At 50.5% G+C, this 23279-nt stretch carries 22 protein-coding genes and 1 pseudogene; 13 read left to right on the top strand and 10 right to left on the bottom strand.

The annotated features are described in order from the left end of the window. Positions 1 to 77 precede the first annotated feature (77 nt). From AAY72_RS09440 to AAY72_RS09430, 3 genes are all read left to right on the top strand, one after another. Complete coding sequence (locus AAY72_RS09440) at positions 78 to 320, top strand: DUF1778 domain-containing protein (protein ID WP_057787081.1); 243 nt, start codon at positions 78 to 80, stop codon at positions 318 to 320. A 5-nt stretch (positions 321 to 325) separates the two neighbouring features. Then, a complete protein-coding gene (locus AAY72_RS09435) occupies positions 326 to 634 on the top strand; it encodes a type II toxin-antitoxin system RelE/ParE family toxin (RefSeq protein WP_057787079.1) in 309 nt (102 codons plus the stop codon). Between the two features lie 213 nt (positions 635 to 847). Further along, entirely contained in the window at positions 848 to 1045 is a 198-nt protein-coding gene (locus tag AAY72_RS09430; protein ID WP_057787077.1) for a hypothetical protein, read from the top strand. Here the strand turns inward: AAY72_RS09430 and AAY72_RS09425 are convergent. The 3 genes from AAY72_RS09425 to AAY72_RS09415 all read right to left on the bottom strand — a co-directional run bounded on the left by AAY72_RS09425 (position 1042) and on the right by AAY72_RS09415 (position 3447). Further along, complete coding sequence (locus tag AAY72_RS09425) at positions 1042 to 1791, bottom strand: hypothetical protein (protein WP_057787075.1); 750 nt, start codon at positions 1789 to 1791, stop codon at positions 1042 to 1044. The genes AAY72_RS09430 and AAY72_RS09425 overlap by 4 nt on opposite strands. Before the next feature lie 100 nt (positions 1792 to 1891). Next, positions 1892 to 3061 (bottom strand): M56 family metallopeptidase, encoded by a 1170-nt coding sequence (locus AAY72_RS09420; protein ID WP_197408396.1) that lies wholly within the window; start codon positions 3059 to 3061, stop codon positions 1892 to 1894. Continuing rightward, complete coding sequence (locus AAY72_RS09415; protein WP_057787071.1) at positions 3061 to 3447, bottom strand: BlaI/MecI/CopY family transcriptional regulator; 387 nt, start codon at positions 3445 to 3447, stop codon at positions 3061 to 3063. Before AAY72_RS09415 ends, AAY72_RS09420 begins: the two co-directional genes overlap by 1 nt. A 260-nt stretch (positions 3448 to 3707) precedes the next feature. On the opposite strand from AAY72_RS09415, the pseudogene AAY72_RS09410 reads away from it, so the two are divergent. The 4 genes and pseudogenes from AAY72_RS09410 to AAY72_RS09395 all read left to right on the top strand — a co-directional run bounded on the left by AAY72_RS09410 (position 3708) and on the right by AAY72_RS09395 (position 7463). After that, positions 3708 to 4768 (top strand): annotated as a pseudogene (locus AAY72_RS09410) (GTP-binding protein). Beyond that, on the top strand, positions 4734 to 5120 hold the full coding sequence (locus AAY72_RS09405) for a DUF1826 domain-containing protein (RefSeq protein WP_231728942.1): 387 nt from the start codon (positions 4734 to 4736) through the stop codon (positions 5118 to 5120). The pseudogene AAY72_RS09410 and the gene AAY72_RS09405 overlap by 35 nt, the downstream one beginning before the upstream one ends. 80 nt (positions 5121 to 5200) lie before the next feature. Beyond that, positions 5201 to 6808 carry a HAMP domain-containing sensor histidine kinase gene (locus AAY72_RS09400; RefSeq protein WP_057787069.1) on the top strand — a complete coding sequence of 536 codons (1608 nt, stop codon included), beginning with the start codon at positions 5201 to 5203 and terminating at the stop codon, positions 6806 to 6808. Then, positions 6789 to 7463 (top strand): response regulator transcription factor, encoded by a 675-nt coding sequence (locus AAY72_RS09395; protein WP_057787067.1) that lies wholly within the window; start codon positions 6789 to 6791, stop codon positions 7461 to 7463. Before AAY72_RS09400 ends, AAY72_RS09395 begins: the two co-directional genes overlap by 20 nt. Positions 7464 to 7579: 116 nt before the next feature. Here AAY72_RS09395 and AAY72_RS09390 read toward each other — a convergent pair whose 3' ends face one another. After that, complete coding sequence (locus AAY72_RS09390) at positions 7580 to 8134, bottom strand: hypothetical protein (RefSeq protein ID WP_008950320.1); 555 nt, start codon at positions 8132 to 8134, stop codon at positions 7580 to 7582. 230 nt (positions 8135 to 8364) lie between these two features. Beyond that, positions 8365 to 10833, bottom strand: coding sequence for a TonB-dependent receptor (locus AAY72_RS09385; protein WP_057787065.1), 2469 nt, complete (start codon positions 10831 to 10833; stop codon positions 8365 to 8367). Positions 10834 to 11204: 371 nt separating this feature from the next. On the opposite strand from AAY72_RS09385, the gene AAY72_RS09380 reads away from it, so the two are divergent. Beyond that, positions 11205 to 11807 carry a hypothetical protein gene (locus tag AAY72_RS09380; RefSeq protein ID WP_057787063.1) on the top strand — a complete coding sequence of 201 codons (603 nt, stop codon included), beginning with the start codon at positions 11205 to 11207 and terminating at the stop codon, positions 11805 to 11807. Here the strand turns inward: AAY72_RS09380 and bfr (AAY72_RS09375) are convergent. Both bfr (AAY72_RS09375) and bfr (AAY72_RS09370) read right to left on the bottom strand, forming a co-directional pair. Next, complete coding sequence (bfr, locus tag AAY72_RS09375; RefSeq protein WP_008984751.1) at positions 11804 to 12271, bottom strand: bacterioferritin; 468 nt, start codon at positions 12269 to 12271, stop codon at positions 11804 to 11806. The two genes, AAY72_RS09380 and bfr (AAY72_RS09375), sit on opposite strands and share 4 nt — an antisense overlap. Next, the gene (gene bfr, locus AAY72_RS09370) at positions 12271 to 12744 is read right to left on the bottom strand and encodes a bacterioferritin (RefSeq protein WP_008984752.1); all 474 of its coding nucleotides are present in this window, start codon (positions 12742 to 12744) and stop codon (positions 12271 to 12273) included. The genes bfr (AAY72_RS09375) and bfr (AAY72_RS09370) overlap by 1 nt, the downstream gene beginning before the upstream one ends. 237 nt (positions 12745 to 12981) lie before the next feature. On the opposite strand from bfr (AAY72_RS09370), the gene AAY72_RS09365 reads away from it, so the two are divergent. Next, positions 12982 to 14514 carry a S10 family peptidase gene (locus AAY72_RS09365; RefSeq protein WP_057787061.1) on the top strand — a complete coding sequence of 511 codons (1533 nt, stop codon included), beginning with the start codon at positions 12982 to 12984 and terminating at the stop codon, positions 14512 to 14514. Between the two features lie 117 nt (positions 14515 to 14631). Here the strand turns inward: AAY72_RS09365 and AAY72_RS09360 are convergent, their stop codons facing one another. Next, positions 14632 to 15990 (bottom strand): peptidoglycan DD-metalloendopeptidase family protein, encoded by a 1359-nt coding sequence (locus AAY72_RS09360; RefSeq protein WP_057787059.1) that lies wholly within the window; start codon positions 15988 to 15990, stop codon positions 14632 to 14634. Positions 15991 to 16332: 342 nt separating this feature from the next. On the opposite strand from AAY72_RS09360, the gene AAY72_RS09355 reads away from it, so the two are divergent. Continuing rightward, the gene (locus tag AAY72_RS09355; RefSeq protein WP_057787057.1) at positions 16333 to 17985 is read left to right on the top strand and encodes an amidohydrolase; all 1653 of its coding nucleotides are present in this window, start codon (positions 16333 to 16335) and stop codon (positions 17983 to 17985) included. A 46-nt stretch (positions 17986 to 18031) separates the two neighbouring features. Here AAY72_RS09355 and AAY72_RS09350 read toward each other — a convergent pair whose 3' ends face one another. After that, complete coding sequence (locus AAY72_RS09350) at positions 18032 to 18400, bottom strand: HPF/RaiA family ribosome-associated protein (RefSeq protein WP_057787055.1); 369 nt, start codon at positions 18398 to 18400, stop codon at positions 18032 to 18034. A gap of 199 nt (positions 18401 to 18599) precedes the next feature. Between AAY72_RS09350 and AAY72_RS09345 the strand changes: the two genes are divergently transcribed. From AAY72_RS09345 to AAY72_RS09335, 3 genes are all read left to right on the top strand, one after another. Next, positions 18600 to 19349, top strand: a complete 750-nt coding sequence (locus AAY72_RS09345) for an RNA methyltransferase (protein ID WP_057787053.1) — start codon at positions 18600 to 18602, stop codon at positions 19347 to 19349. A gap of 14 nt (positions 19350 to 19363) precedes the next feature. Beyond that, positions 19364 to 20248, top strand: coding sequence for a cysteine synthase CysM (gene cysM / locus AAY72_RS09340; protein WP_057787051.1), 885 nt, complete (start codon positions 19364 to 19366; stop codon positions 20246 to 20248). Positions 20249 to 20321: 73 nt separating this feature from the next. Then, complete coding sequence (locus AAY72_RS09335; RefSeq protein WP_231728941.1) at positions 20322 to 21215, top strand: DMT family transporter; 894 nt, start codon at positions 20322 to 20324, stop codon at positions 21213 to 21215. Here AAY72_RS09335 and AAY72_RS09330 read toward each other — a convergent pair. Then, positions 21212 to 23200 (bottom strand): PhoX family phosphatase, encoded by a 1989-nt coding sequence (locus tag AAY72_RS09330; RefSeq protein WP_057787049.1) that lies wholly within the window; start codon positions 23198 to 23200, stop codon positions 21212 to 21214. The genes AAY72_RS09335 and AAY72_RS09330 overlap by 4 nt on opposite strands. Positions 23201 to 23279 lie beyond the last annotated feature (79 nt).

The raw sequence follows: 23279 nt of genomic DNA, 5'->3' as shown, positions 1-23279 counted from the left end.
CAAATGTTCACTATTGAACATTTGCTACAGCCAACCTATACTTGGCATAAGTCCCTTATCGCGACGAGGAGCTCTCCATGCGCCTTTCCATCGAAGTTACCCCGGCACAGCATCAGCGCCTGAAAGCCGCCGCAGCCCTGCAAGGCAAATCCATTAAGGACTATGTACTTGAGCGTACACTGCCTGATGGTGATGAAGAAAGCGCCCTGAAAACGCTGGAAACCTTTCTGGCGCCGCGCATCCAGGCTGCCGAACAGGGCAAGTTTGCCACCCGCACGGTTGACGAGATTTTTGCCGAGGCTGAACGGGAAAAGGGTTAACAACAATGCTGCCCTATGTGCTTACCGCCGACGCAGAACAAGACCTGCTGGAAGTGGCACGTTATACCCTGGACCATTGGGGCAGCGACATGCTGAAACAGTACCGGGACGGCCTTAAAGAGGCCTTCCATGCCATTGCTACCAAAGCGCTACCAGGTAGATCTTTCTCAAGCACTTTCCCTCACCTTTTAGTGGCAAAATACCGATACCACTATATTTTTTATATACAGGGTGCATCCCCCAAACCAGTGATTATCGGTATCATCCATGAACGCCGGGATATTGTGACTCGGCTGAAAGCGCGATTGGGTTAAGATCGCCGTCAGAATGCTGACCGCTCAATGTTATGTCCCTAACAGCGCGAAGCGGAGTCCGCCTGGCTTAATTCATACCTGCTGCTCCAGTTCCCTTGGCAAAGTACTTATTCGATTATTGTTTATACATCAAAGCATAACGTTCAAATAGACGCACCGCCACTTTCAAATAGTCGAGCCTTCATTTTCATTTGGACAAGCCACTATTTTCAATTGAACGGCCAAATTAAATCAGCGGCGACAATCACTCAAAGTGACTTCAAAGGTTTAAGCAAATTAAAAGACGCCAACGGCGAGCGCTTTGCTGCCGGAGAGGTATTTTATGATGGTGAGCATGTCCTGTCATTTGGCGAGAGATTATTTGCAGTACCTATTCGCCTGCTCGTGCCAAGATTTAACATTGGCTATTAATCAATAAGGTGGATCTTGCTTTCATATTTGCAAGCGAATGGTTCGGTTATGCCTAGGGTTACTGCGTTACCTGTAGCAAGTGTTAACAGCAGATCGGTTCTATTTCCCGATCTTTTGTAGTTTTTCTCTACATTGTATTTTATTTCTTTACCATCAACATTCATGGAGATTGTATCTTCGGCTTGTAGCCATTTAAATGTCACCATGTCGTTACTGTTCGGTATAGTCTGGCGGATAACCGCTGTATTGTCTTTTCTAAACTCCAAAGAAAATAGTGAAGTACAGTTTACACTTGAGAAAACCATATCCGTTAGATTAACCGCTGCATCGATTCCCAGCTGCTGTTGAGCGGTAAGTAAGTTAGCGAGTGGGTTTATCAAATACAGGCCAATATTCGTTTTTTTGGTGTAGTAGTGATTCCTCACTCTGTTTTTAGCAATAAGATTAATATGGTAACCATGCTCGCCAATAGTGTCTAAAATCTTCACCAGCGGTCCATTATCATCTGAATCTCGGGAATAGATAATAAAACTCCCTAGTATTAGTATTGGAGGGTTACGATCTAAAACTTCCACTTCGAACTTTTGCTCTTTCAGAGACGTCACTATTTTGTCTATGTCTTCCTGTTCAATATCATAGGTGTGAAGATAGATCGTGTTGGTAGCGCAACCAGTCATCAATGTTATCAAGATCAGCAGCAGCCAAAGGGTGATGCATTGTAATTTTGCACATACGTTTGCGTTCATTATCGGCCTTGGCTAAAAAGTTATATGAGGATGGTGATGAGTCGATGAATTGTTGCAGCAATCTACATTTCAACGTTAATAACGTGAAACCCTCTGGATCTCAATCAAGAACGAAATCCAATTGTACCTTCACACCTTGATTAGGCAGCTCATCAGCAGCAGGTTGATAACGCCATTGTGCTAATGCTCGAATCGCCTCTTTTTCAAAAACACCCTCAGGTTGTGAGAGAATCACCTCGATTTGGCTAGTTGACCCATCCGCTTCTACATTAAAACGTAGCTGTACCATACCTTCAATGCGCTCTTGCGCGGCTTGAATTGGGTACCTTGGGTAAATACGTACAACAGGGCTTGGGCTATTGCTGGATAACGTGCCCGCCGTATCCGCTTGAACGGGCTGTTGCCAGAGCACAGATACCGCACACATGATGCTAAGTATTAATAACGCGGGGATTTTACTAGAACTATGCCGTTGTTTAAGTTGTTGCAGTCGCTCTTTCATAACGTAGACTGCTCCATATTGATTACAAAAAGGTTGAAGAGCCGCAGCTGAGCTTGGCATCGGCTGCATAGCCGCAAGCAACGCATTGGCATAGCAAGTTGCTGTGGAATTTGGGTAACGCTCAAGCACATACGCGTCACATGCCAGTTCCTGGTCAGCACGGTAACGACGATAAGCTAGCCATAGCAACGGATGAAACCAGAATAAGCAAAGTAATAAACTAGCCAGCAAATTAGCGTGTAAATCGCCTCGATGCCAATGTGCCAGTTCGTGCTGCAAAATAAGCTGCCGTTGGACGCGACTGAAACGTTGCTTGAAATCTGACGGTATAATCAGGCTAGGCCTAAGCACACCAAATATCGCTGGACCCAAGTGATGCTTACTAAAATAATAATTTAGATTTGAGTGTTGTACATGACGACATTGCCGCAGTTGTTTGTGTAATTGCCAAATACTAATGCCAAAGCCTAAAGTTACCAATATCACCCCCAGCAACCATAACCAGGTAAGCATGCTAAGCCAACCGGGAACTTGCAGGTTTTGCTGCAAATGTTGTGAACTTACTAGTAGGGTTTCAATCAAGGGTAGGCTGGCAGCTTGATGCCAGGTAAAACTTGGTAGCAGCGGCAACAGTAGCGCCACCGGTATAACCAACCAAAGCAAATAGCAACTACGGGCTCCCAATCTATTGAGTAACCAGTTATGACTCAGCATTAAGGGGGGTAACACCAGTAATAGCAACAGGCTACTATGCCAAAGCCAGGACATCATGATTCATCCTCATACTTTTCTTGCTCTAATCTAGCGACCAGTTGTTTTAATTCTGCTAAATCAGTTGGGCTTAGCTCATGTTTGTGGGCAAAACTAGCAACCAGCGGAGCGATTCGACCAGCAAACAGTTTTTGTACAAAGTTGCCGCTGGCCTGTTGTTGATAATCCTTTTTTGCAATAAGCGGGCTATACATATATGCTCGGCCTTGAGTTTCATAGGTCAGTGCGCCTTTATTGACTAGGCGGTTAAGCAGAGTTTTTACCGTTTTTTCATGCCATTCTTTTTGTTGCTGTAACTGCTGCACTATTTCGGCGGCGGAGCACGGCGAACGCTGCCAAATAACCTGCATTAAAGCCAGTTCAGCATTGCTGATATCTAACATAGATGACCCTATAGATTACAACCGTAATCACCAAAGGATTACACCTGTAATCTTAAAATGCAAGCATTATGTTCAATTTTATAAGTTACCATCCGTTAATTACTGCCTGAAAAAAATTCATTACGTTATAGCTTTACTCTGACTTTGTTAACACGTTAATGCATAGAGTCATCCCGAAATCTATTTGCTGTAGACATACCTCGTATTCGAGCTATAATTGCTACATTATAACATTACAGCGTTTTGCAGGTTTTCATAGCATGTCACACTTACCCGTTACGGTATTATCTGGTTTTCTCGGCGCCGGTAAAACCACTTTACTAAACCATATTTTGCATAACCGCGATGGCCTGCGCATTGCGGTTATCGTTAATGATATGAGTGAAATCAATATTGATGCCGCCCTGGTTAATAAAGAAGTCAGCCTGAACCGTGCCGAAGAAAAGCTGGTCGAGATGAGCAATGGTTGTATTTGTTGCACCTTGCGCGAAGATTTATTGCTGGAAATTGGCAAACTGGCGCAAGAGGGGCGCTTTGACTATCTGGTGATTGAATCGACCGGGATTTCCGAGCCACTGCCGATTGCCGAAACCTTTACCTTTGAACATGAAGACGGCAGCCGGCTGTCAGATATCGCCCGGCTGGATACCACGGTAACCGTGGTGGATGCGGTTAACTTTTTAAAGGATTATCAGGAAGCCCGCGATCTGGCCTGTGCCGGGGAAAGCTTAGGTGAAGAGGATGAGCGCAGTATTGCCGACTTGCTAATTGAACAGGTCGAATTTTGTGATGTGCTGGTGATCAGTAAAACCGATTTAGTCGATGCGGCGCAGCTGGCACAATTACAAGCCATCTTAAAATCGCTCAACCCCAGAGCCAAACAACTGCTAGCCGAACAGGGCAAGGTGGCACTGTCAGAGATGATTAATACCGGCTTATTTGACTTTGAGCAGGCGGCGCAGGCGCCAGGCTGGTTACAGGAGCTACGCGGTGAACATACGCCAGAAACCGAAGAATATGGCATCAGGCCGGTGGCATTGCCCGCTATGGCATGGCCGGATTGTTCTGGCAAGCCGTGCCGCGCGACGAGTGGCCAGACGATGCCGAATCGCAGGCAGCGATTTTGGCACAATTTCATGATCCCTTTGGCGATTGCCGGCAGGAACTGGTGTTTATTGGCCAGCAACTCGACCAGGCCGCTTTGCGACAGCAATTGCAGGATGCACTGCTGACTGATCACGAATTAGCCAAAGGTGCGTCAGCGTGGCAGCAGTATGTAAATCCCTTTGCCGGGCAGGAGCCTGCCGGATGCGCCGGGTAAGGACGACTTTATCGCCGATCTGGCGCTGATAGCGCAGATGTTTGCCTGCTTGATGGAGTGCCAACAGCTTGGTCTGCGCCTAAAAGTATTAAATCAGGCAATGTGCCCGCGCTTTCATACCGATCATCTGTGCTGTCGTCTGGTTACCACCTACCATGGCCCGGCAACGGAATGGCATGCTGGCCCCGTTACCGACAACAACGCCCGGGTGCAGCAGCTACAGCAAGCTGATGTCGCACTCCTTAAAGGCAGTGGCTGGGAAAATATGGCCACCTATGCCATTAGCCATCGCTCGCCGGCACTGGCTGAACCACGCCTGCTACTGACACTGGATCCGGTTTGGCAAGACTGAGCGCGTTAACCTGATTTTCATGATCCGCCTCGCTGAAAGCTCTATACTGGTCGTTCACTTGACCAGATAGGCAGCGCAGCATGTTTCTACGAAAGTTGGCAGTCTCGCTCTGTGTACTGCTGAGCATTATCCTGCTGCAGGCAGGCATGGCGTTTTGGGCGCAGCAAAATTCCGAGTTCCATACTGAACGCAACCGGGTTGCCAACCAGATGCTGGCCGAATTTATTTCGCTAAGGGTAGATAAACAGCGGCTAAAGGTCTGGCTGGCCGAGTATCTGCTAACGGACGACGCCAATACCCAGTTTCGCGATACCCTGTTCAACCGGATGCAGCAGCAACTGAGCACTTTGGAGCAGCTGGCCATTCGCGATCAGCTGTCTCACCGTCAGGAAACAGACTTACAACACACTATGCAGCAGGTTAAGGTGATTTCACTGTTGCAAACCAATCTGCAAACTCTGGAGCAGGCGCTGAAAACCCGCGAAATTGCCCGCTACAAAGATGATGCCGAACGCTGGACAGCGCTAATCAGTTTATTTGACAAAATCCAGGACACCGATCTGGCAGAATTGCTGCAACAAGCCATTGCCGAGCAACGCCAGCGGGCCCAAAGCACCGAAAGCGATGCCCTAAGTGCAGTACAAAGTGTCAAACGCACCACCATTTTGATTAGCCTGCTGGGGTTGGTACTGGCGGTTATGCTGGGTTTTTATCTGGCGCGCGCGCTAAGCCGGCCGCTGCAGTCGTTACTGGATGGCACGAAACAGCTGCAGCAGGGGCATTTTGAATACCGCATTGCTGAGCAGGGCCCGGGCGAATTTGCTGAATTGGCGTGCCAATTTAATCTGATGTCCGGCTATATTGCTGACTATGCCAAACGCGAAAAGCAAAGCCAGCTGGCGGCCGAGCAACTGGTTGCAGAACGCACCAGTCAATTACAGCAGGCCCTGGACCAGTTACATCAGGCCGAGTACCGACAAAAGCAACTGCTAGCGGACATTAGCCATGAGCTGAGAACACCGGCGACCAGTATTCAAGGTGAGGCTGAAATCAGCTTACGCGGTCAGCCGAAAAGCACCAGCGATTATCAGGACGCTTTTAGCCGGATCCTCAGTGCCAGCCAGCAACTTAGCCGTCGGATTGACGATTTACTGCTGCTGGCACGCGGTGAGGATCGCCTGCGTCAGGTACAGCTGCATACCAAACCGCTGGCACAGTTTATTCAGCAAAGTATCAGCACGATACAGCAATGGTTACCGGCCACTGTGCCACTGCATACTGATATTTCAGGTCGCACGGCCGATCCGCTTTACCTGTTGGTCGATGACGAAAAGTTTTCTGCCGTGCTACGCATCATAGTCGATAACGCCCGGCAATATGCCAAAGACATTCCGGCGCTGAATCTGAAATTCTGTGCTACTGAGACCGAGTTACAGCTGACGCTGGCGGATCAGGGTATCGGGATCCAGCCGGATGAAATCGCCCAGGTCTTTGCCCGTCACTACCGCAGCTCTGCCGCCCGACAGGCCAGGCCGGATGGCCTGGGTATCGGCCTTTGTATTGCCAAAGATATTATGGAAGCTCATGATGGCAGCATCCGCCTGTCAGCGAACCAACCGCGTGGTACCTGCGTAACGCTAACCTTACCGCTGTTTCCGGGAGTGAATGATGAAGATTCTGATCGTTGAAGATGATGATAAGGTTGCCGCTTTTCTGGCCCGCGGCCTGAAGGCTGAGGGCTATCTGACGCAGGTAATTACCAATGGTCGGGATGTGTTGGAGGCTGTACGTCAGTTCGAGCCGGATATTATCGTGCTGGATCGGATGCTGCCGCAGGTGGACGGCCTGACCCTTTGTCAGCAATTGCGCAGCCAGCAGGTTAATGCCCGCATCCTGATGCTATCGGCGTTATCGGAAGTTGAAGAGCGGGTAAAAGGTCTACGCTGTGGCGCAGATGACTACCTCGGCAAGCCGTTTCATTTCGAGGAATTATTAGCCCGGATTGAAAGTCTGGCCAAACGGGGCTTAAGCCCGGTACAAAGCCGTCAGCTGCAGGTTGCCGATTTACTGTTAGATTTAGACACTATGCGGGTGCAGCGGGCTGGCCGTGATTTACTGCTTACCGCCAAAGAGCTGGCGATCCTGGAGCTGCTGATGGTCAATAGCGGTAAAGTTTACAGCCGCGAGCGGATCCTGACCAATGTTTGGGGGCTGAACGAAGATCCGCTGACCAATATCGTGGATGTGTATATGGCCCGGCTGCGCAAAAAAGTGGACGAACAGCATCCGCAAAAACTGTTACACACCCGGCGCGGTCTGGGCTATTGCCTGCAGGCCGAGTAAACCTTAGCCTTCTGCTGTCACGGGCTGTTATCTTTTGCGACAAAAAAGGCTGGTAAGCAGAGGCGCCTTACCAGCCAAAAGCCATGATGGGAACTCAGGAGGGGATGTTGTTGCCTTTAGTTTGCGCTAAAAGGCAGGGAGGAATGGTGTAACACGATCCGCAGCGCCCCCTGGTCATCTTTTTTAAAGCCCCAGGTTTTGTCGACAGTGGTCACCTCGCCGGCCGCATTGGTCAGCATCACATGCCCCATCGTCAACGCCAGATCGCCGTTAATATGCACCGCCGCATTGCGGAACTGATAACCTTGCCAGCCTTTCAGGGCAAAACCACTGTCATCAGCAAAGGCGCTGTTACCGCCGACAAAGTATGCCAGGGCGCCATCGTAGCTGGTGCGGAAAGTCTGCTCACCGCTGGCCAGCGTCGGTTTAAACAATACCGGGCCCAGGTTATAGCCATAAGCCGCATCCAGTACCTCGCGCGCCCGACTGGTCGCCTGGTCGCGACCACCTTGCTGATAAGCCTGACTAATACTGATCAGCGCCTCACCCCAGGCCTGCTGTGCGGCCTGCAGTTCAGCGTCAGTAATGACGTTTTTATAACCGGGTGCTGCCTGCACTGCGGCGGCCAGTAAAAAACTGGCGGTAAAGAATGATAATTTTGCTATTTTCATCGTTATACCTTTTTAATCAGGCCCGACTCCGCAGGCACCAAGTTTGTTGTTTGATGCCAGCAGTTTAAGCGGCAGCGATGAACGGCAATACGCTGATTAGATGAAATGGCCACTGCGTTTAGATTAAATTAACCTGAATAGCAGACCGAATAAGCCGCCTCAAAAACAGCAGGCCCCGATTTTAGATCGGGGCCTGCTTTGCGGTTAACTAACTGTAGCTAGCTGGAAACTTAGAACACGCCTCTCAGCCCAATAGCAAAATTACGACCTGGCAGCGGTGTAATATCACGCAAGAAAGAGGTGTGCACTAATGCCAATTCATCCGTCAGGTTTTGCGCTTTCAGATAAGCGACCAGATCTTGCGAACCGACATTAAAGCGGTAGCTGATACTGGCATCCACCAGGGTGTAACCAGCCGAGGCCTGCTCCAATTCCGCCGTGTTTTCCTGCTTAAAATAGCGACTGACACTCAAATCAGCATCAAAATGGTTCCCCTGGTAAGCCAGCTCGGTCATTAAACGCAGCGGTGGTGTGCGTGGTAACTCGCCCCCAGCGCGCAGCCGGGCCCGAATATAGTCACCCTGTACTGTCAGTCGATACGGTGCGCTGATTTGCCAGATAAACTGAGCTTCAAAGCCGTGCAAATCAACGTCTTCGTTAACGTAAAGATAAACCGGTAATTCACCGCCATGGTCGTGGCCACCGTGATCATGATCAGCATGGTCATGACCATCGTGCTCATCCTCGTGCTGATGGCTATATTCGGCAAATAAGCCGGTGTTACGCTGATAGAAGTAATTATCAACGCGGTTGTAGAAGGCATTTAGTACTAGACCAAAATCACCGTCAAACTTTCGGAACGTCAGGTCAAGGTTTCTAGATTTTTCCATTTCAAAGCCGTCACGGTTTAACTCAAAGCCATCCCGATCCGCATTAAGACGGAATAAAGAACCAACTTCATAACTACGAGTCCCCAGGTGAGGACCAAAGGAGAACAACTCAGCCGCACTCGGCGCCCGCTCAGCCTGGGATAAGGATAAACCGAGGTTATATCCCTCAGCAAAGTCCCAGACCACACCGGCAGATAAACTGATCGGGGTATATTTGTTTTCGACACCAAAAACCCGAATAATTTCATCGCCGCTATGCTCATGACCATGCTCATGATCATGATGTTCATCACCATGGCCATGAATTTCCAGCTCAGGTAATAGCACCTGATTAGCACTGATCTTGACCCGTTCAGCACGGGCGCCCAGCTGCAATAATACCGGGCCAAAATGACGCTCTGCCATCCAGCCTAGTGCCAGCATGGTAGATTCGGATGGTGGCGTAAAGGCCTCACTGCCGATGGCTTCAAAATCGCTAAACTTATAATGCAGGCTCAAACCACCTTTCCAGTCATATACCGGCTGGTGGAATAACTCAAAGCGGGCTTCATGGCTCTTATTGCGGAATACCGTGCTAACAAAACCGTCTTCAATTTCGGCATGCTGATAATCGGTATAGGCCAGACGACTATTTACCTGGCGTAACCAGGGATTGTCAAAAAACAGCTCGCTTTGCAGCTGCAGCCGATCCTGCTTTTTATCGGCATAGACCAGCTCTTCATCATGCTCAGCATGATCTTCTTCGCCACCATGGCTATGACCCGGAATACCATATTCCCGCTCTAAACGACCGTATGACAAACCGACAAAGCCATTATCTAACAAACGACTACCGCCAACGGTAAAACCTTTGCTGGTGCTAAAGGTGTTTGCGATACGGCGACCGTGCTCATCATGCTCATCATGCTCGTCATCGTGCTCATGATCGTGCTCATCTTCTTGCTCGCGGTGCAGCCAATCATGCGGTGCTTTGTAATTAATGCTGTCGCGCCAGAAACCATCCAGATAAACCGCATAGTCCTGATTACCATTAACCAGCGAGCCGGCAACCAGTTTCGCTGAGTCGACGCTTTGCAGTTCGGTTAACCACTCAGCACGCGGCGTGCTGTCTGTCGGGATCCGTTCATCGACCACGTTAACTACACCACCGATGGCGCCACTGCCGTAAAACAAGGTCGCGGGGCCACGCAATACTTCAATTTGCGTAGCAGTACTGGTTTCTGTCGCCACACTGTGATCCGGGCCGATGCGAGAGGCATCACCGGCATCCAGGCCGTTTTGCATGATCAACACGCGCGGACCATCTAAGCCACGGATAATCGGACTGCTGGTAACGCCGCCATGGAAATTCGAATGCACACCAACTTCTTTACGTAAGGTATCGCCCAGCGAGGTGGTTTGTTGCATCTTTAAACGATCACCCGCTAACACACTGACCGGCAACGCGGATTCTGTTACTGAGGCATGTAATGGGCTGGCCGTAACATCAATAATTTCAAAACTGCTTGGTATCAGTTGCAGTTCAATATCGGTTAATCCTGCTGCCGGCACAGATAATTTCACGTTGTTGTGACCAAAGCGACGGGCTGCCAGATGCAATTCCACCTCCCGCACCGGTACGTTGCGTAATACAAAGCGACCCAATTCGTCAGTTCGCGTTTTAGCAGCGGCACCTATCACATCGACTTCAGCATTGGCAACAGGCTGTCCTTTAGGATCCTTCACTACCCCACTAATGGTATTAGCTTGCGCTGCGGCGCTATGTAAGGCGGCGGCTATAGTTAGGGCTATCGCACTCTTCTTGATCATTGGTCCTTAACTCCAGGATTAGCTCAAAATGTTATATCGTAACAATATACAGCTTTTGTGATGATATAACAATGCAGGAAATGAATGATGTGCGTTTAACAGAAGTAAAACCCCGACAAACACCATACCGACTGCCACAGGGGATATTTGCAAGACCTCGATTTTGATCGTTACCGGCCGCTACGACTAAAAATAGCGAAGCCATCTCCTGAAATATTAATGATAACTATTTGCATTTAAAAAATACCACGCTATACTCACTGCAACGGATTAAGAGCCGGTCATGGAAGGCATCTCTCTGGTCTTTGTGGCTCGTCCTGCATTGTTCGGGCAAGCTTGCTTGCCCGTTTTTTTGTGGAGGAAGATGAAATATGCCATTGCTGGAAGCCGGATCTCTGAAGAAAGCACTTGGTATCCTGGCCGAATGCTGGCCATCTTTACGCAACAACAGCTCGCCCGCTCCCTGTCAACAACAGGTGCTATTTCCACCGGCTGCCGGTTGGCAACATTTACGTATTCTCGGCTATCGCTGCCTGGCTGAACATAGCGCGGGGTACGAGTTTATGCTGAAACTGGAACGGCCGTCAGCCGACCTGGCACTGACAGTCCACTTAGAATTACAACCGCAGAATAGCTACAGCCAGGTGGCACTCTGGTTAACCCGACTCGGACTTAGTGGCTGTCAGATAGTGCAGTTTGCACGGCAACGGGTGCCGCTCTGTCAGGCTCTTTCCTGTGTTGATTTAACTCAAGCCTGTCAAATACCGGCAAAAACGCTCAATGACTGGCTGGCCAGGCAGCCGATGCTCATGGCAGGACATTTTAAAGTGTTGGAGTCTTGGCAAACAGACAACAGTCTTCATTTGCACTGTGTCACCACAGATTGCATGTCGCGCGCCTGCTATCACTGGTTGCAACAGCAGGCGATTCGATATCAGCTGGTTTACGTACGCTTGCGCACGAATCGTGATTAAAGTTGTGATTGCAGATAATTCTGCAGCCCCAGTAGTTTAATCAGCCGCAATTGTTGTTCCAACCAATGGGCGTGATCATTTTCGGTATCGTCCAGCAGACCCTGTAGAATATTGCGCGTCACGTAATCCTGTTCCTGCTCACACAGCGCCATGGTCTGCTTTAACAGCTTTTGCACCGCATACTCGACATTCAGGTCATTTTGCAGCATTTGCGGCACATCCTGACCGACCTGGATCGGGTCGCGTTTGGTCATATCCGGCGTGCCGCCGAGGAAGATAATGCGCTCAATCAGTGCCGAAGCATGACCTTTTTCATCATCGAACTCGTGATCGATGCGCTCAAACAGCTTGTGCAGACCCCAGTCGTGATACATTCTGGAGTGAATAAAATATTGATCCATCGCCGCCAGCTCATTGGCCAGCAACACATTTAGTGCATTGATAACCTTTGGACTACCCTGCATTATTCACCCCCTAGTTGCGCTTGCAGATAATTGGCTAATCCCATCGTCGCAATTTGATGTTGCTGAGTTTCCAACCAATCCAGATGTTCTTCTTCATATTCCAGGATTTCCGTTAGCAGATCCCGGCTAACATAGTCCTGCAAACTTTCACATAAAGCGATAGCCTCTTTGAGCAACGGCAACTGTTCCAGCTGAAAATCCTGGTCACATTGCAGCATTTCCGGCGTATCTTCACCAATCCGCAGTTTGCCCAGCGCCTGTAAATTCGGTAAGCCTTCCAGCATCAGGATCCGCTCAATCAGCTCATCCGCCTGCTTCATATCCTTAATGGATTTTTTGTAACAAACATCATTCAGCGCTTTTAAGCCCCAGTTTTTATAAATACGGGCGTGCAGAAAATACTGATTAATCGAGGTTAATTCGGCAGTAAGCACTTCGTTGAGCTTACTCAAAACCTGAGGATGACCGTGCATAGCAGACTCCGGCTAGATTTTAATTTAGCTTTAAAGCTTAGACCAAAAATGACGAGCACGCAAAAATATGTTTAATATCATTAATTTGCAATTAAGAATGCTTAGCATTTCTACTGCCACCTGCAATACAAACCACACCCATCCTGAAAATCTGCAACCAATCGCAAGTCACTTCGCAGTCAGGCAATTTAAGGTTATGGTAATTATCAAGTTATAACTAAAAATATGGACGTCACTATGCGAACACCCTCCTATGCCATTACCCTGTTACTCGGGCTTGGTTTGGCGCTCAGTTTTCCTCAGACTGTTGCTGCCAACCCGAAAGTTGAAGCCATCAGTATTGAAGCTGACAGTGTGGTTGTTACCGAACACCGCACGCAAATTAATGGCCAACGCATTACTTACCGGGCACACACTGGTACCCAACCAGTATGGGACGAGAACGGTCATCCAACTGCGACCTTGTTTTACACCTACTATCAGCGTAGCGATATCAAAGATAACAGCAACCGGCCGCTGCTGATTTCCTTTAACGGTGGCCCTGGCTCAGCGTCCGTCTGGATGCATATTGCCTACACCGGACCAAAATCACTGAACATTGATAGTGAAGGCTATCCAATGCAACCCTATGGTGTAAAAACCAACCCCTACTCAGTGCTGGATGTGGCTGATATTGTCTTTGTAAACCCGGTCAACACCGGCTATTCACGGGTCCTGCCCGGGCCAGATGGCAAGATGCCGTCACGTGATCAGCAGCAAAAAATGTTTTTTGGCGTGAATGCTGACGTTAACTATCTCGCTGGCTGGATCAACAGCTTTGTTACCCGCTACGAGCGCTGGCCATCACCCAAGTTTTTGATTGGCGAAAGCTATGGCACCACCCGGGTAGCCGGTCTGGCGTTGGCACTGCAAAATAACCAGTGGATGTATTTGAATGGTGTGATTCTGGTCTCGCCAACTGATATCGGTATTGAACGCCAGGGCCCGGTAAAGGCGGCTAACCGCCTGCCATACTTCGCCGCAACAGCTTGGTACCACAAAGTTCTACCGGCGGATTTGCAGCAAAAGGATTTATACGACATTCTGCCGGAAGTGGAAAACTTCACGCTAAACGAATATTTGCCGGCACTGGCGCGTGGTAATGCACTCCCCGAGCAGGAAAAGCAGCGGATTGCCGAGCAGGTTAGTCGTTATTCCGGTATCAGCGTGCAAAATGTACTGCGCTCCAACTTAGATATCAGTACAGCCTATTTCTGGAAAGAATTGCTTCGCGATCAAGGTCATACCGTGGGCCGGTTGGATTCACGTTATTTGGGTATCGACAAAAATGACGTTGGCGCCAGCCCGGATTATTGGGCAGAGCTCACCTCCTGGTTACATTCTTTTACGCCGGCAATTAACCACTATCTGCGCACTGAGCTGAATTATAAAACCGATATTAAGTACAATATGTTCGGCAATGTGCACCCGTGGGACCGCAGTAACGACAATACCGGTGAGAATTTACGACTGGCGATGGCACAAAACCCCTATCTGCGGGTATTAACCCAGGCCGGCTATTACGATGGTGCCACCAACTACTTCGACGCCAAATACAATATGTGGCAGCTGGATCCGAGCGGTAAAATGAAAGACCGCCTGAGTTTTAAAGGCTACCGCAGCGGTCATATGATGTATTTACGCTATGAGGATTTAAAGAAATCGAATGATGATTTGCGGGAGTTTATTCTGCAGTCACTGCCAGCAGCAGGTCAGCCGGCGAAGTATTAAGCGCTATCCAGACTGATCTGAAACAACAGCCCCCGCAACTGCGGGGGCTTTTTTATTACCCTGCTTGTGAGAGCAAAGGCTGGCCTCACAGTTTACAGCCGGCTACAGATTGCAGGCCTAATCTGCCACTTCCTGTTCGCTGCTTTGCTGTTTAGCTAGCAGGGTTTGCTGTTCCATCTGTGCCGTGAGTTGCTTAACCCGTGCCGCGAACGCTGCCTTGGACTCTGCCGGAACCGGTCGCGCTAATGGAATATGCGCTGACATCGGGTTTACCGGGCGGTTATTCACGTGCAGTTCGTAATGCAGGTGCGGCCCGGTAGAGCGCCCGGTATTACCGGATAGAGCAATACGCTGACCCCGGGTTACACGCTGACCGCGCTGCACCATAAAGCGGCTTAAATGCAGGTAACGGGTTTTGTAATTACCAAAGTGTTGAATTTCAATATACTTACCAGCAAAGGGGTGGTTTTCAATCCGCGTTACCACACCATCAGCCGGTGCCACAACCGGGGTGCCAACCGGCAATGGGAAGTCAGTGCCGTTATGCGGTGATACCCGCTTGGTAATTGGGTGCAGGCGCCGCGGATTGAAGTGCGAACTAACCCGTACCTGATTATTCAATGGATAACGGGAAAACGCGCGTTCCAGGCTATCGCCGTTAGCATCATAATATTGGCCGTCATCATGCATAAAAGCACTGAGCGTCTGCCGCCGGTTTAATATCCGGATCCCCTCGATGCGGCTTTGGCCGGTACTTTCTTCTCCGACATAGTTTTCGCTACGCAGCACCTGAAATTGTGCACCAGCCTGAATATCGCGGGCGAAATTAATCCGATCTTTAAATAGCTGATTAATATTGTAAATATCAGCATCATTCAGCCCGGCTCGCTGTGCTGAAGCATAGAAACTGCCGAAAACCTCACCCACCAGAATGGTATTCTGCCAGATACCTTCGTCCAGTAGTTCCTGATAACTAAACTCATCTGGCGCTTCGCGCTTATACAATACCTTCTTACCCGCATGGACATAGAGCTCCATGCTCTGTAACTGCCCATCGTCATCCAGTTGTAATGTCAGGCGATTACCCGGACGCAATACGTCCAATGCCAGCAAGGACTCATCGGCCGCCATCACCTGTTGCACGGTTTGATAATTTAAACCATAGCGCGCAAAAATCCGGCTCAGACTATCGCCCGATTCGATGTTATACACTTTTACATAAGGATCTTCAGGTGGGGTGGTTTGGGTTTTGCTGTACAACCATTCGGTTATTTCAGTTACCGGGAATTGCTGTAATTGCGCCGGGCCATGCTGCAACCCCAAGCCAAGCACCAGTGGTACTACGCCCAGATTTTGCTGTTGTTTTTGCTGTGGCCAGACCATCAACACGCTGATGCTGAGTAAACACAGCAACATCAGCCGCTGATGCATGGTGGGCACGCGGTCCCGTAATTGTCGGATATGGCGAATTGGCATTAATTAAATCTTGGTTATTTATAGTGTTATAAGTTGATAAGGGCAACAGCACCGCTTGGCCGGCCTTGGCCGCAATAAGATACCCTTAACATTAATAAGTTCATTCTATGCGATGCAATAACGCTTTGCATCCACCAGCTTGATATTCTGCGGCTGGCTTAACAAGGCACTTTGTGCCAGATGCGAAACTTTTACCAGAAAGCGGCTAAAATTCAAACAAAAAATTTCAGCATTAGCTTACAGATTTTTTTACAGCGTCACCCAATCCTTTTTGTCGCATCTAAAGTGTATCGATCGGCCTTTGTTGCTATAGTCAGAAAAAAATCAACAACAGGATCCCGTATGCAACTTAAACCTTTGTTATTGCTTGCCAGTTTAACCAGTTTTGCCGCCGGCGCGGCGCCGGTGGTACTGAAAAATGTTCAGGGTTATGGCTTTGATCAGCAGCGGCAGCTGGTAAATTTCCAAACCCTGGTGTTTGATGATGAAACCGGTCAGGTACTGGCCCGTGGTGACAGCAGTGTTGCTGCGACTTATCCACAGGCAAAAGTTTTGGATGGCAAAGGTCAAACCCTGTTACCTGGCTTAATTGACGGCCATGGTCATTTACTGGGTTTGGGTGAATATCTGAAACAAGCGGATCTGCGCGGGCTTACCAGCGAAGCGACCTCAGCGGCACAGGTCGCCGCCTTTGCCCGCGCTAACCCGGAGCAACAATGGGTCATTGGCCGGGGTTGGAACCAGGTATTATGGGATAGCAAAGCTTTCCCGGCGAAGAAAACCTTAGATGAAGTGCTGCCAGATAAGCCTGTGTATCTGGTACGAATTGACGCGCACGCGGCCTGGGTCAATAGTAAAGCCCTGGCATTGGCAGGCATTACTAAAGACACCATCGATCCACCAGGTGGTGAAATTATTCGCGATGAACGCGGCGAACCAACCGGGGTGTTAATTGATAATGCGATGTATCTGGTGCAGCAAAAAATCCCGGCGCCCAGTACAGCCGACAAACGAGCGGCGCTGCAATCGGCGTTTAGCCATTTGCAGGCACTGGGTATTACCGCCGTACATGATGCTGGCGTTAGCACCGAATTAGTCAGCCTGTATCAGCAGTTACAGCAAGAACAAGCGCTTGGCGTACGCGTTTATCCGATGCTGTCAGCTAAAGATCCGGCGCTGGAACAGTGGTTCAGTAAAGGTATCGTCGATGATCCGAGCGACTGGCTGGATATCCGTTCGGTCAAAATCTATGGCGATGGCGCTCTGGGCAGTCGTGGTGCGGCATTGTTAGCGGATTATAGCGATCAGTCCGGCCAACGTGGCCTTTTAGTTACCGAACCCGATGCCCTGACCGAGATTATGCGGCTGACTATTAACGCCGGCTATCAGGCTAACGTGCACGCCATTGGCGATCGGGCTAATCGTTTGGTATTGGATCGCTTTGAATTGCTAGCCTCAGCCGAGCAGCGCGCCGCCGGCCGCCACCGCATCGAGCATGCACAAATTGTCTCACCGCAGGATATTCCGCGCTTTAAAACCCTGCAGGTGTTACCGGCCATGCAGGCGGTACATGCTACGTCAGATATGAATATGGCCGGCGACCGGCTTGGCGTATCCCGCTTACGTGGTGCCTATGCCTGGCGCACCTTTGTTGATCAGGGCAGTATTATTGTCGGGGGTTCAGATTTTCCGGTAGAGCTGGCAAATCCGTTTCATGGTCTACACGCCTCAGTCACCCGGCAAGATCAGCAAAATCAGCCGGTTGGTGGCTGGTTGCCAGAACAACGTCTGACACTGATTGAAGCGCTGCGTTCCTTTACTGTCGATGCCGCTTATGGCGCTTTCCAGGAGCAAAGCATGGGTACCTTGGCGCCCGGTAGCTGGGCCGACTTTATTCTGGTTGACCGCGATATCTTCGCTATTCCACCGGAGCAGCTGTGGCAAACCACTACCGAACAAACCTGGATCCACGGCAAACTACGCTTTAGCCGTTAGCAAGCGCAAAACTAAAGGCCCGCCAGTCGGCGGGCCTGAACTACGATTAATTTACGTCATCTTCTTCTGTCACAAAGTCTGGTCGTTGGCCGTGATGTTGCTTATCGCGTAATTTACCTATCACCGTGCCGAGCTTACGCTGTAACTTATCAGCGGCACCGCTGATTGCCTGCCCTACAGTTGGCGCCAGCTCTGTCACGGCCACTGGCTCCAGCCCTTGTGGCCGGGCTTCCAGTAAGCAGCGTTTATCATGGCCGTCCTGCTTAGTTTTACCGTTTTCGTCACTTAGATGCACCTCAATACGGGTCAGATGATCGGCAAAACGCTGTAGCTTATGATTGAGGGTATCGCGGACGAACTCAGCCAGCCGCTCGTCAGCCTGGATATTGCGGTCACTGTTGATTTGTACTTGCATAGGTTACTCCTGTTGCAATAAGGACTGCAGAATAAGACGCCAATTTTGGCTATAGGTTTCGACGTCTTAATGATTAACTGGTATCAATGTGCGCTAAGTTCAAGGGCAAAACGCGGAAATAAGCCGATAAAGTCAGACAGCACGGCAAAGTCTGGTTAAAATACCGCTATACCTTAGCCGCAACACCTGATGAGTAGAGATGATCAGTAATAAATGGGCCAAGCTAATTAAGTCGCTGCATCTGAAGAAGCATCGCAAAGCCGAACAGTTATTCTTTGTTGAAGGCGAAAAGGCAGTGCTGGAACTGCTGCAATCCGACTGGCCGGTGGTCGCTTTATTTGCCACCGACAGCTTTTTGAACCAACATACCGCGCTGTGTCAGCGTGCCACCTTGCTGCAAAACTGCAGTGCCGCTGAATTGGAGAAGGTTGGCAGTTTTAGCAGCAACGATGCGGCACTGGCGGTAGTCAAGATCCCGCAGTGGCACTTTACCCCACCGGCGCCAACCGACTGGGTACTGGTACTGGATAGTATTAACGATCCGGGTAACCTGGGTACCATTATCCGAATTGCAGACTGGTACGGCATCCGGCACATCCTCTGCTCTGAGGACACAGCTGATGCCTTTAATCCGAAAGTGATTGCCGCGGCCAAAGGCTCATTTTTACGGGTACAGTTGCATTATCAGCCGCTGTTACCCTTGTTAAAAGTTGCTGATCGGCCGGTTTATGGTGCTTATCTTGGCGGTGAATCGGTGCATCAGCTCGGGTTGCCGCAAAGTGGTGGCTATATCGTACTGGGTAATGAAGCCAATGGTATCAGCGATGCAGTAGGCCGACATGTCAGCCGGAAGATCACCATTCCGGCCTTTGGCCAGGCTGAATCACTGAATGTTGGTATTGCCTGCGCTATTATTTGCGATAATCTGCGTCGCCTCAGCGGCGCCTGAAACAGGAACTGCGTATGAATTTCCCGACTATTGAAGCCTATGTGGGCAATACGCCGCTGGTGCGTTTACAACGCCTAGCGAACCATACTAATAGCACGGTTTTGTGCAAACTGGAAGGTAATAATCCGGCCGGTTCCGTCAAAGATCGGCCAGCGCTGAATATGATTGTACAGGCCGAATTGCGCGGTACCATCAAGCCAGGCGATCGGATTATCGAAGCCACCAGCGGCAATACCGGCATCGCACTGGCAATGGCTGCCGCCATTAAAGGTTACCCGATGACGCTGATTATGCCGGCGAATGCCACCGAAGAGCGCAAAGCCTCGATGCGTGCTTATGGTGCCGAACTGATTCTGGTGACTAAAGAGCAGGGTATGGAAGGCGCGCGTGATTTAGCGCTGCAAATGCAGGCTGAAGGTAAGGGCATCGTACTGGACCAGTTTAATAATACCGATAATCCGGCGGCACATTATGTCAGTACCGGCCCGGAGTTATGGCAACAAACGCATGGCAGCATTACGCATTTCGTTTCCAGCATGGGCACTACCGGCACCATTATGGGCACCTCCCGCTATTTAAAGCAGCAAAATCCGGCAATTCAGATTATTGGCTTGCAACCGGCTGATGGCGCCAGCATCCCCGGGATCCGCCGCTGGCCCAAAGAATACCTGCCGGGCTTTTTTGAGCCTGAGCGCGTCGATCAAGTAATCGATATCTACCAAAAAGATGCCGAAGAGATGATGCGCCGGCTGGCCCGGGAAGAAGGCATCTGTGCCGGTGTCAGTTCCGGTGGCGCTGTTTATGCGGCGATCAAATTGGCAGAGCAGCTGGATAATGCGGTGATTGTAGCGATTATCTGTGATCGCGGTGACCGTTACTTATCATCCGGTATTTATTAGCATAAAATGTTCTTAAAGCCCGCACGCCAAACTTCAGGCTGGCGGTATAATAAGGGCCTCTTCGGCTAAGTGAGTGGCCCCTTTGTCATACGAATATCTGGCGCTATTGGCAGCTGCCTGCTGGGCCTTTGGCAGTTTATTGTCGGCGCAGGCGGCAACGCATCTGGGTGCCTTTGCCTTTACCCGCTACCGAATGCTGATTGCCATGTCGCTGCTGTGGCTGCTGAGCTTCGCCACCGGCAGTTGGCAAAGTCTGCAACTGCCCCAGGTATTGTTACTCATCCTGTCAGGTGCAATTGGCATCTTTATCGGTGATACTGCGCTCTTTGCCGCGATGAACCGCTTAGGGCCACGCCGCGCTGGTGTGCTGTTCGCTACCCATGCCTTGTTTTCGGTGCTATTGGCTTATCTGTTTCTCGGTGAAACGCTGTGGGGTATGACGCTGGTTGGCAGTGGGCTGTTAGTTGGCGGCGTGATGATCGCTATTGCCTTTGGTAAAAGACGCGAAGAGCAACATCAGTGGGAGGCGTCACCCGCGGCAATGAAAAGCGGGGTGGCACTGGCGCTGTTGTCGGCACTCTGTCAGGCCGTGTCTACCCTGATGCTAAAACCACTGATGAGCGAGGGTTTGGATGCCATTGCCGGTTCAGCAGTCAGGATGAGCACCGGTTTTGTATTGCACTTACTGGTACTGTTACTGGGCCTGAAAGTGGCACGCAGTTATTTACCGCTGACCTGGCGCGTATTCTGGCTGGTGGCCGTTAATGCCAGCTTGTCGATGGTACTGGGTATGACGCTGATTTTGCAGGCGTTGAAAACTGGCGATGCCGGCCTGGTGGCGCTGTTTTCATCGGTCAGTCCGGTATTAATTTTACCGATGCTCTGGCTGGTATACCGGCGCCGGCCCGCCTGGGGCGCCTGGTTAGGCGCACTCCTTACCGTAGCCGGCACCGCTTTACTGCTCTAACTGCCGATCACACCACCATCTTCTTTGGTAATGACCACGGTCGCCGAACGCGGCCGGCTATTGCCACCATCGGGCCAGTGACTGGTAAAGGCGGTTGGTGTCGAACGATCACCAGGGTGCTGAATATTCACAAACATGGTTTTACCATCTGGTGTAGTGACAACGCCGGTAACCTCACACTCAACCGGTCCCACCAAAAAGCGCTTAAGTTCCCGCCCTGCTGTATCGGCAGCCAGCATCTGGTTGTTACCAAAAGGTCCCTCACTTTGCAGACTGCCACTCATATCAGTTTGGATCCAGAGTAACCCCTGAGGGTCAAACCAGAGCCCGTCCGGGCACGCCAGAGCATTATCTGCCGTCAGCTGTAACGCCGTGCCGGGTGTCGCGGTTCCGGTTGGACCGGCGAGTAAAAAAATATCCCACTCAAATTTTTGTGCCTGTGGCTGTTCACGCCAGCGGATAATATGTCCAAACAGGTTTTCCGGCCGCGGATTGGCGGCATCCGTTTCTGCTGCTTGCCGCCGGCTGTTGTTGGTCAGGGTAAAATACACTTCGCCGCTTTGTGGATGCACTGCGCCCCACTCCGGACGGTCCATCTTAGTGGCCCCGGCAATATCGGCAGCTAAGCGGGTATTCAGCAATACATCGGCCTGTGAATCGAAGCGAACACCGGCAGCAGCAACTTTGGCGCGGAAAACCGGATCCGTTAAATCCAGTGCTAACCATTCGCCACTGCCATCCTCGTTAAAACGGGCCGCGTATAGGGTGCCGTTATCCAGCAAGGCGCCACTGGCAGTTGCCGGATCATAGGGCGCTGCCGAGACAAATTTATAAATATATTCAAAACGCGAATCATCACCGGAATACGCCACCAATGGCTGACCCGGCACCGCTTTGGCGAAGATTAGCCCTTCGTGCGCGAAACGACCAAGCGCCGTGCGCTTTACCGGTACTGACTGCGGATTAAAAGGATCGATTTCGACAATCCAGCCAAAAGTATTCGGTTCATGCCGGTAATCCTGTGTGGCGGAAGCAGCGGTTTGACTGGCATTAAAGCGCACGCTTTGCTCAGAAGCCGGCTGCGCGGTTTCCCAATGGTAGCCGCTTTGTTGACGCGGCACACTATAGCGAGCCTGCTCTCGCGGCAGCGCTGCATCATGATTTACAAAATAACCGGCCCAATTTTCTTCACATGTCAGGTAAGTGCCCCAGGGAGTCACACCGTGCGAGCAGTTATTCAAGGTGCCGCGACAGGCGGTACCGTCCGGGCTATAACGACTGCGAACTTTCGCATGTCCACGCACCGGCCCAGCCAGTTGTGCCGGAGTTTGTACTGTAATACGCCGGTTATAACGGCTGCCTGCGACTTGCATCCATTGCCCATCCTCCTGACGGATAATATGCACAACTGACACGCCATGTGCGGCCTGCTCTTTGGCCACCTGTTCAGCGGTCCTGGGAAACACCGGGCCAGCCGGATGCAACAGGTCCGGTTCAACATATTCATGGTTCATTACCAATAAACCTTCGCTGGAGCTATTGCCACCCTGCGGCAGGTCAATCGGGAAAAAATGCATGCCGTCATGGTGCATCCCCATCTGCTGCGCCTGTTCTGCCGCAGTATTGCTGGCGTCGGCTTTATAAGCCGGGTAGTCGCCACAAATCGGTGTGCCCCAGGCTAAAAAAGGTTGCACCCGGTAGCCCGCAGGTACAGTGACCTGATCCAGCCGGTTGCCGGCCACAGCCAGAAAACCGGGGCGAATGGGGCCGGCGGCAGTTGGTGTCAGCTCACTGGTTAAGCGACAACCCGACAGCTGGCTACCCAATACCCCGGAAATCGCCAGCGCCAGCGAGCCTTTTAAGAAGGTACGGCGCTGCAGACGTTGCTGTAATACTGCGGCAAAACACGGGTTAGCAGAAAAATTGGCGACAGGCTCATCACCGCTATTATCAATTTGTGGCTGGCGCGGCTGTTGGGCAGACATCAGATAACTCCATAAACTAAATAGCCTGACAGTAACGGTTTTGCATGGCAGTTATATGACAACCACCAACAATCTAGCC

The organism is Alishewanella sp. WH16-1 (genome assembly GCF_001441695.1).
In the GTDB taxonomy this organism is placed as follows: Bacteria; Pseudomonadota; Gammaproteobacteria; order Enterobacterales; family Alteromonadaceae; genus Alishewanella; species Alishewanella agri.
This window is presented reverse-complemented; position numbering and strand designations above follow the sequence as displayed.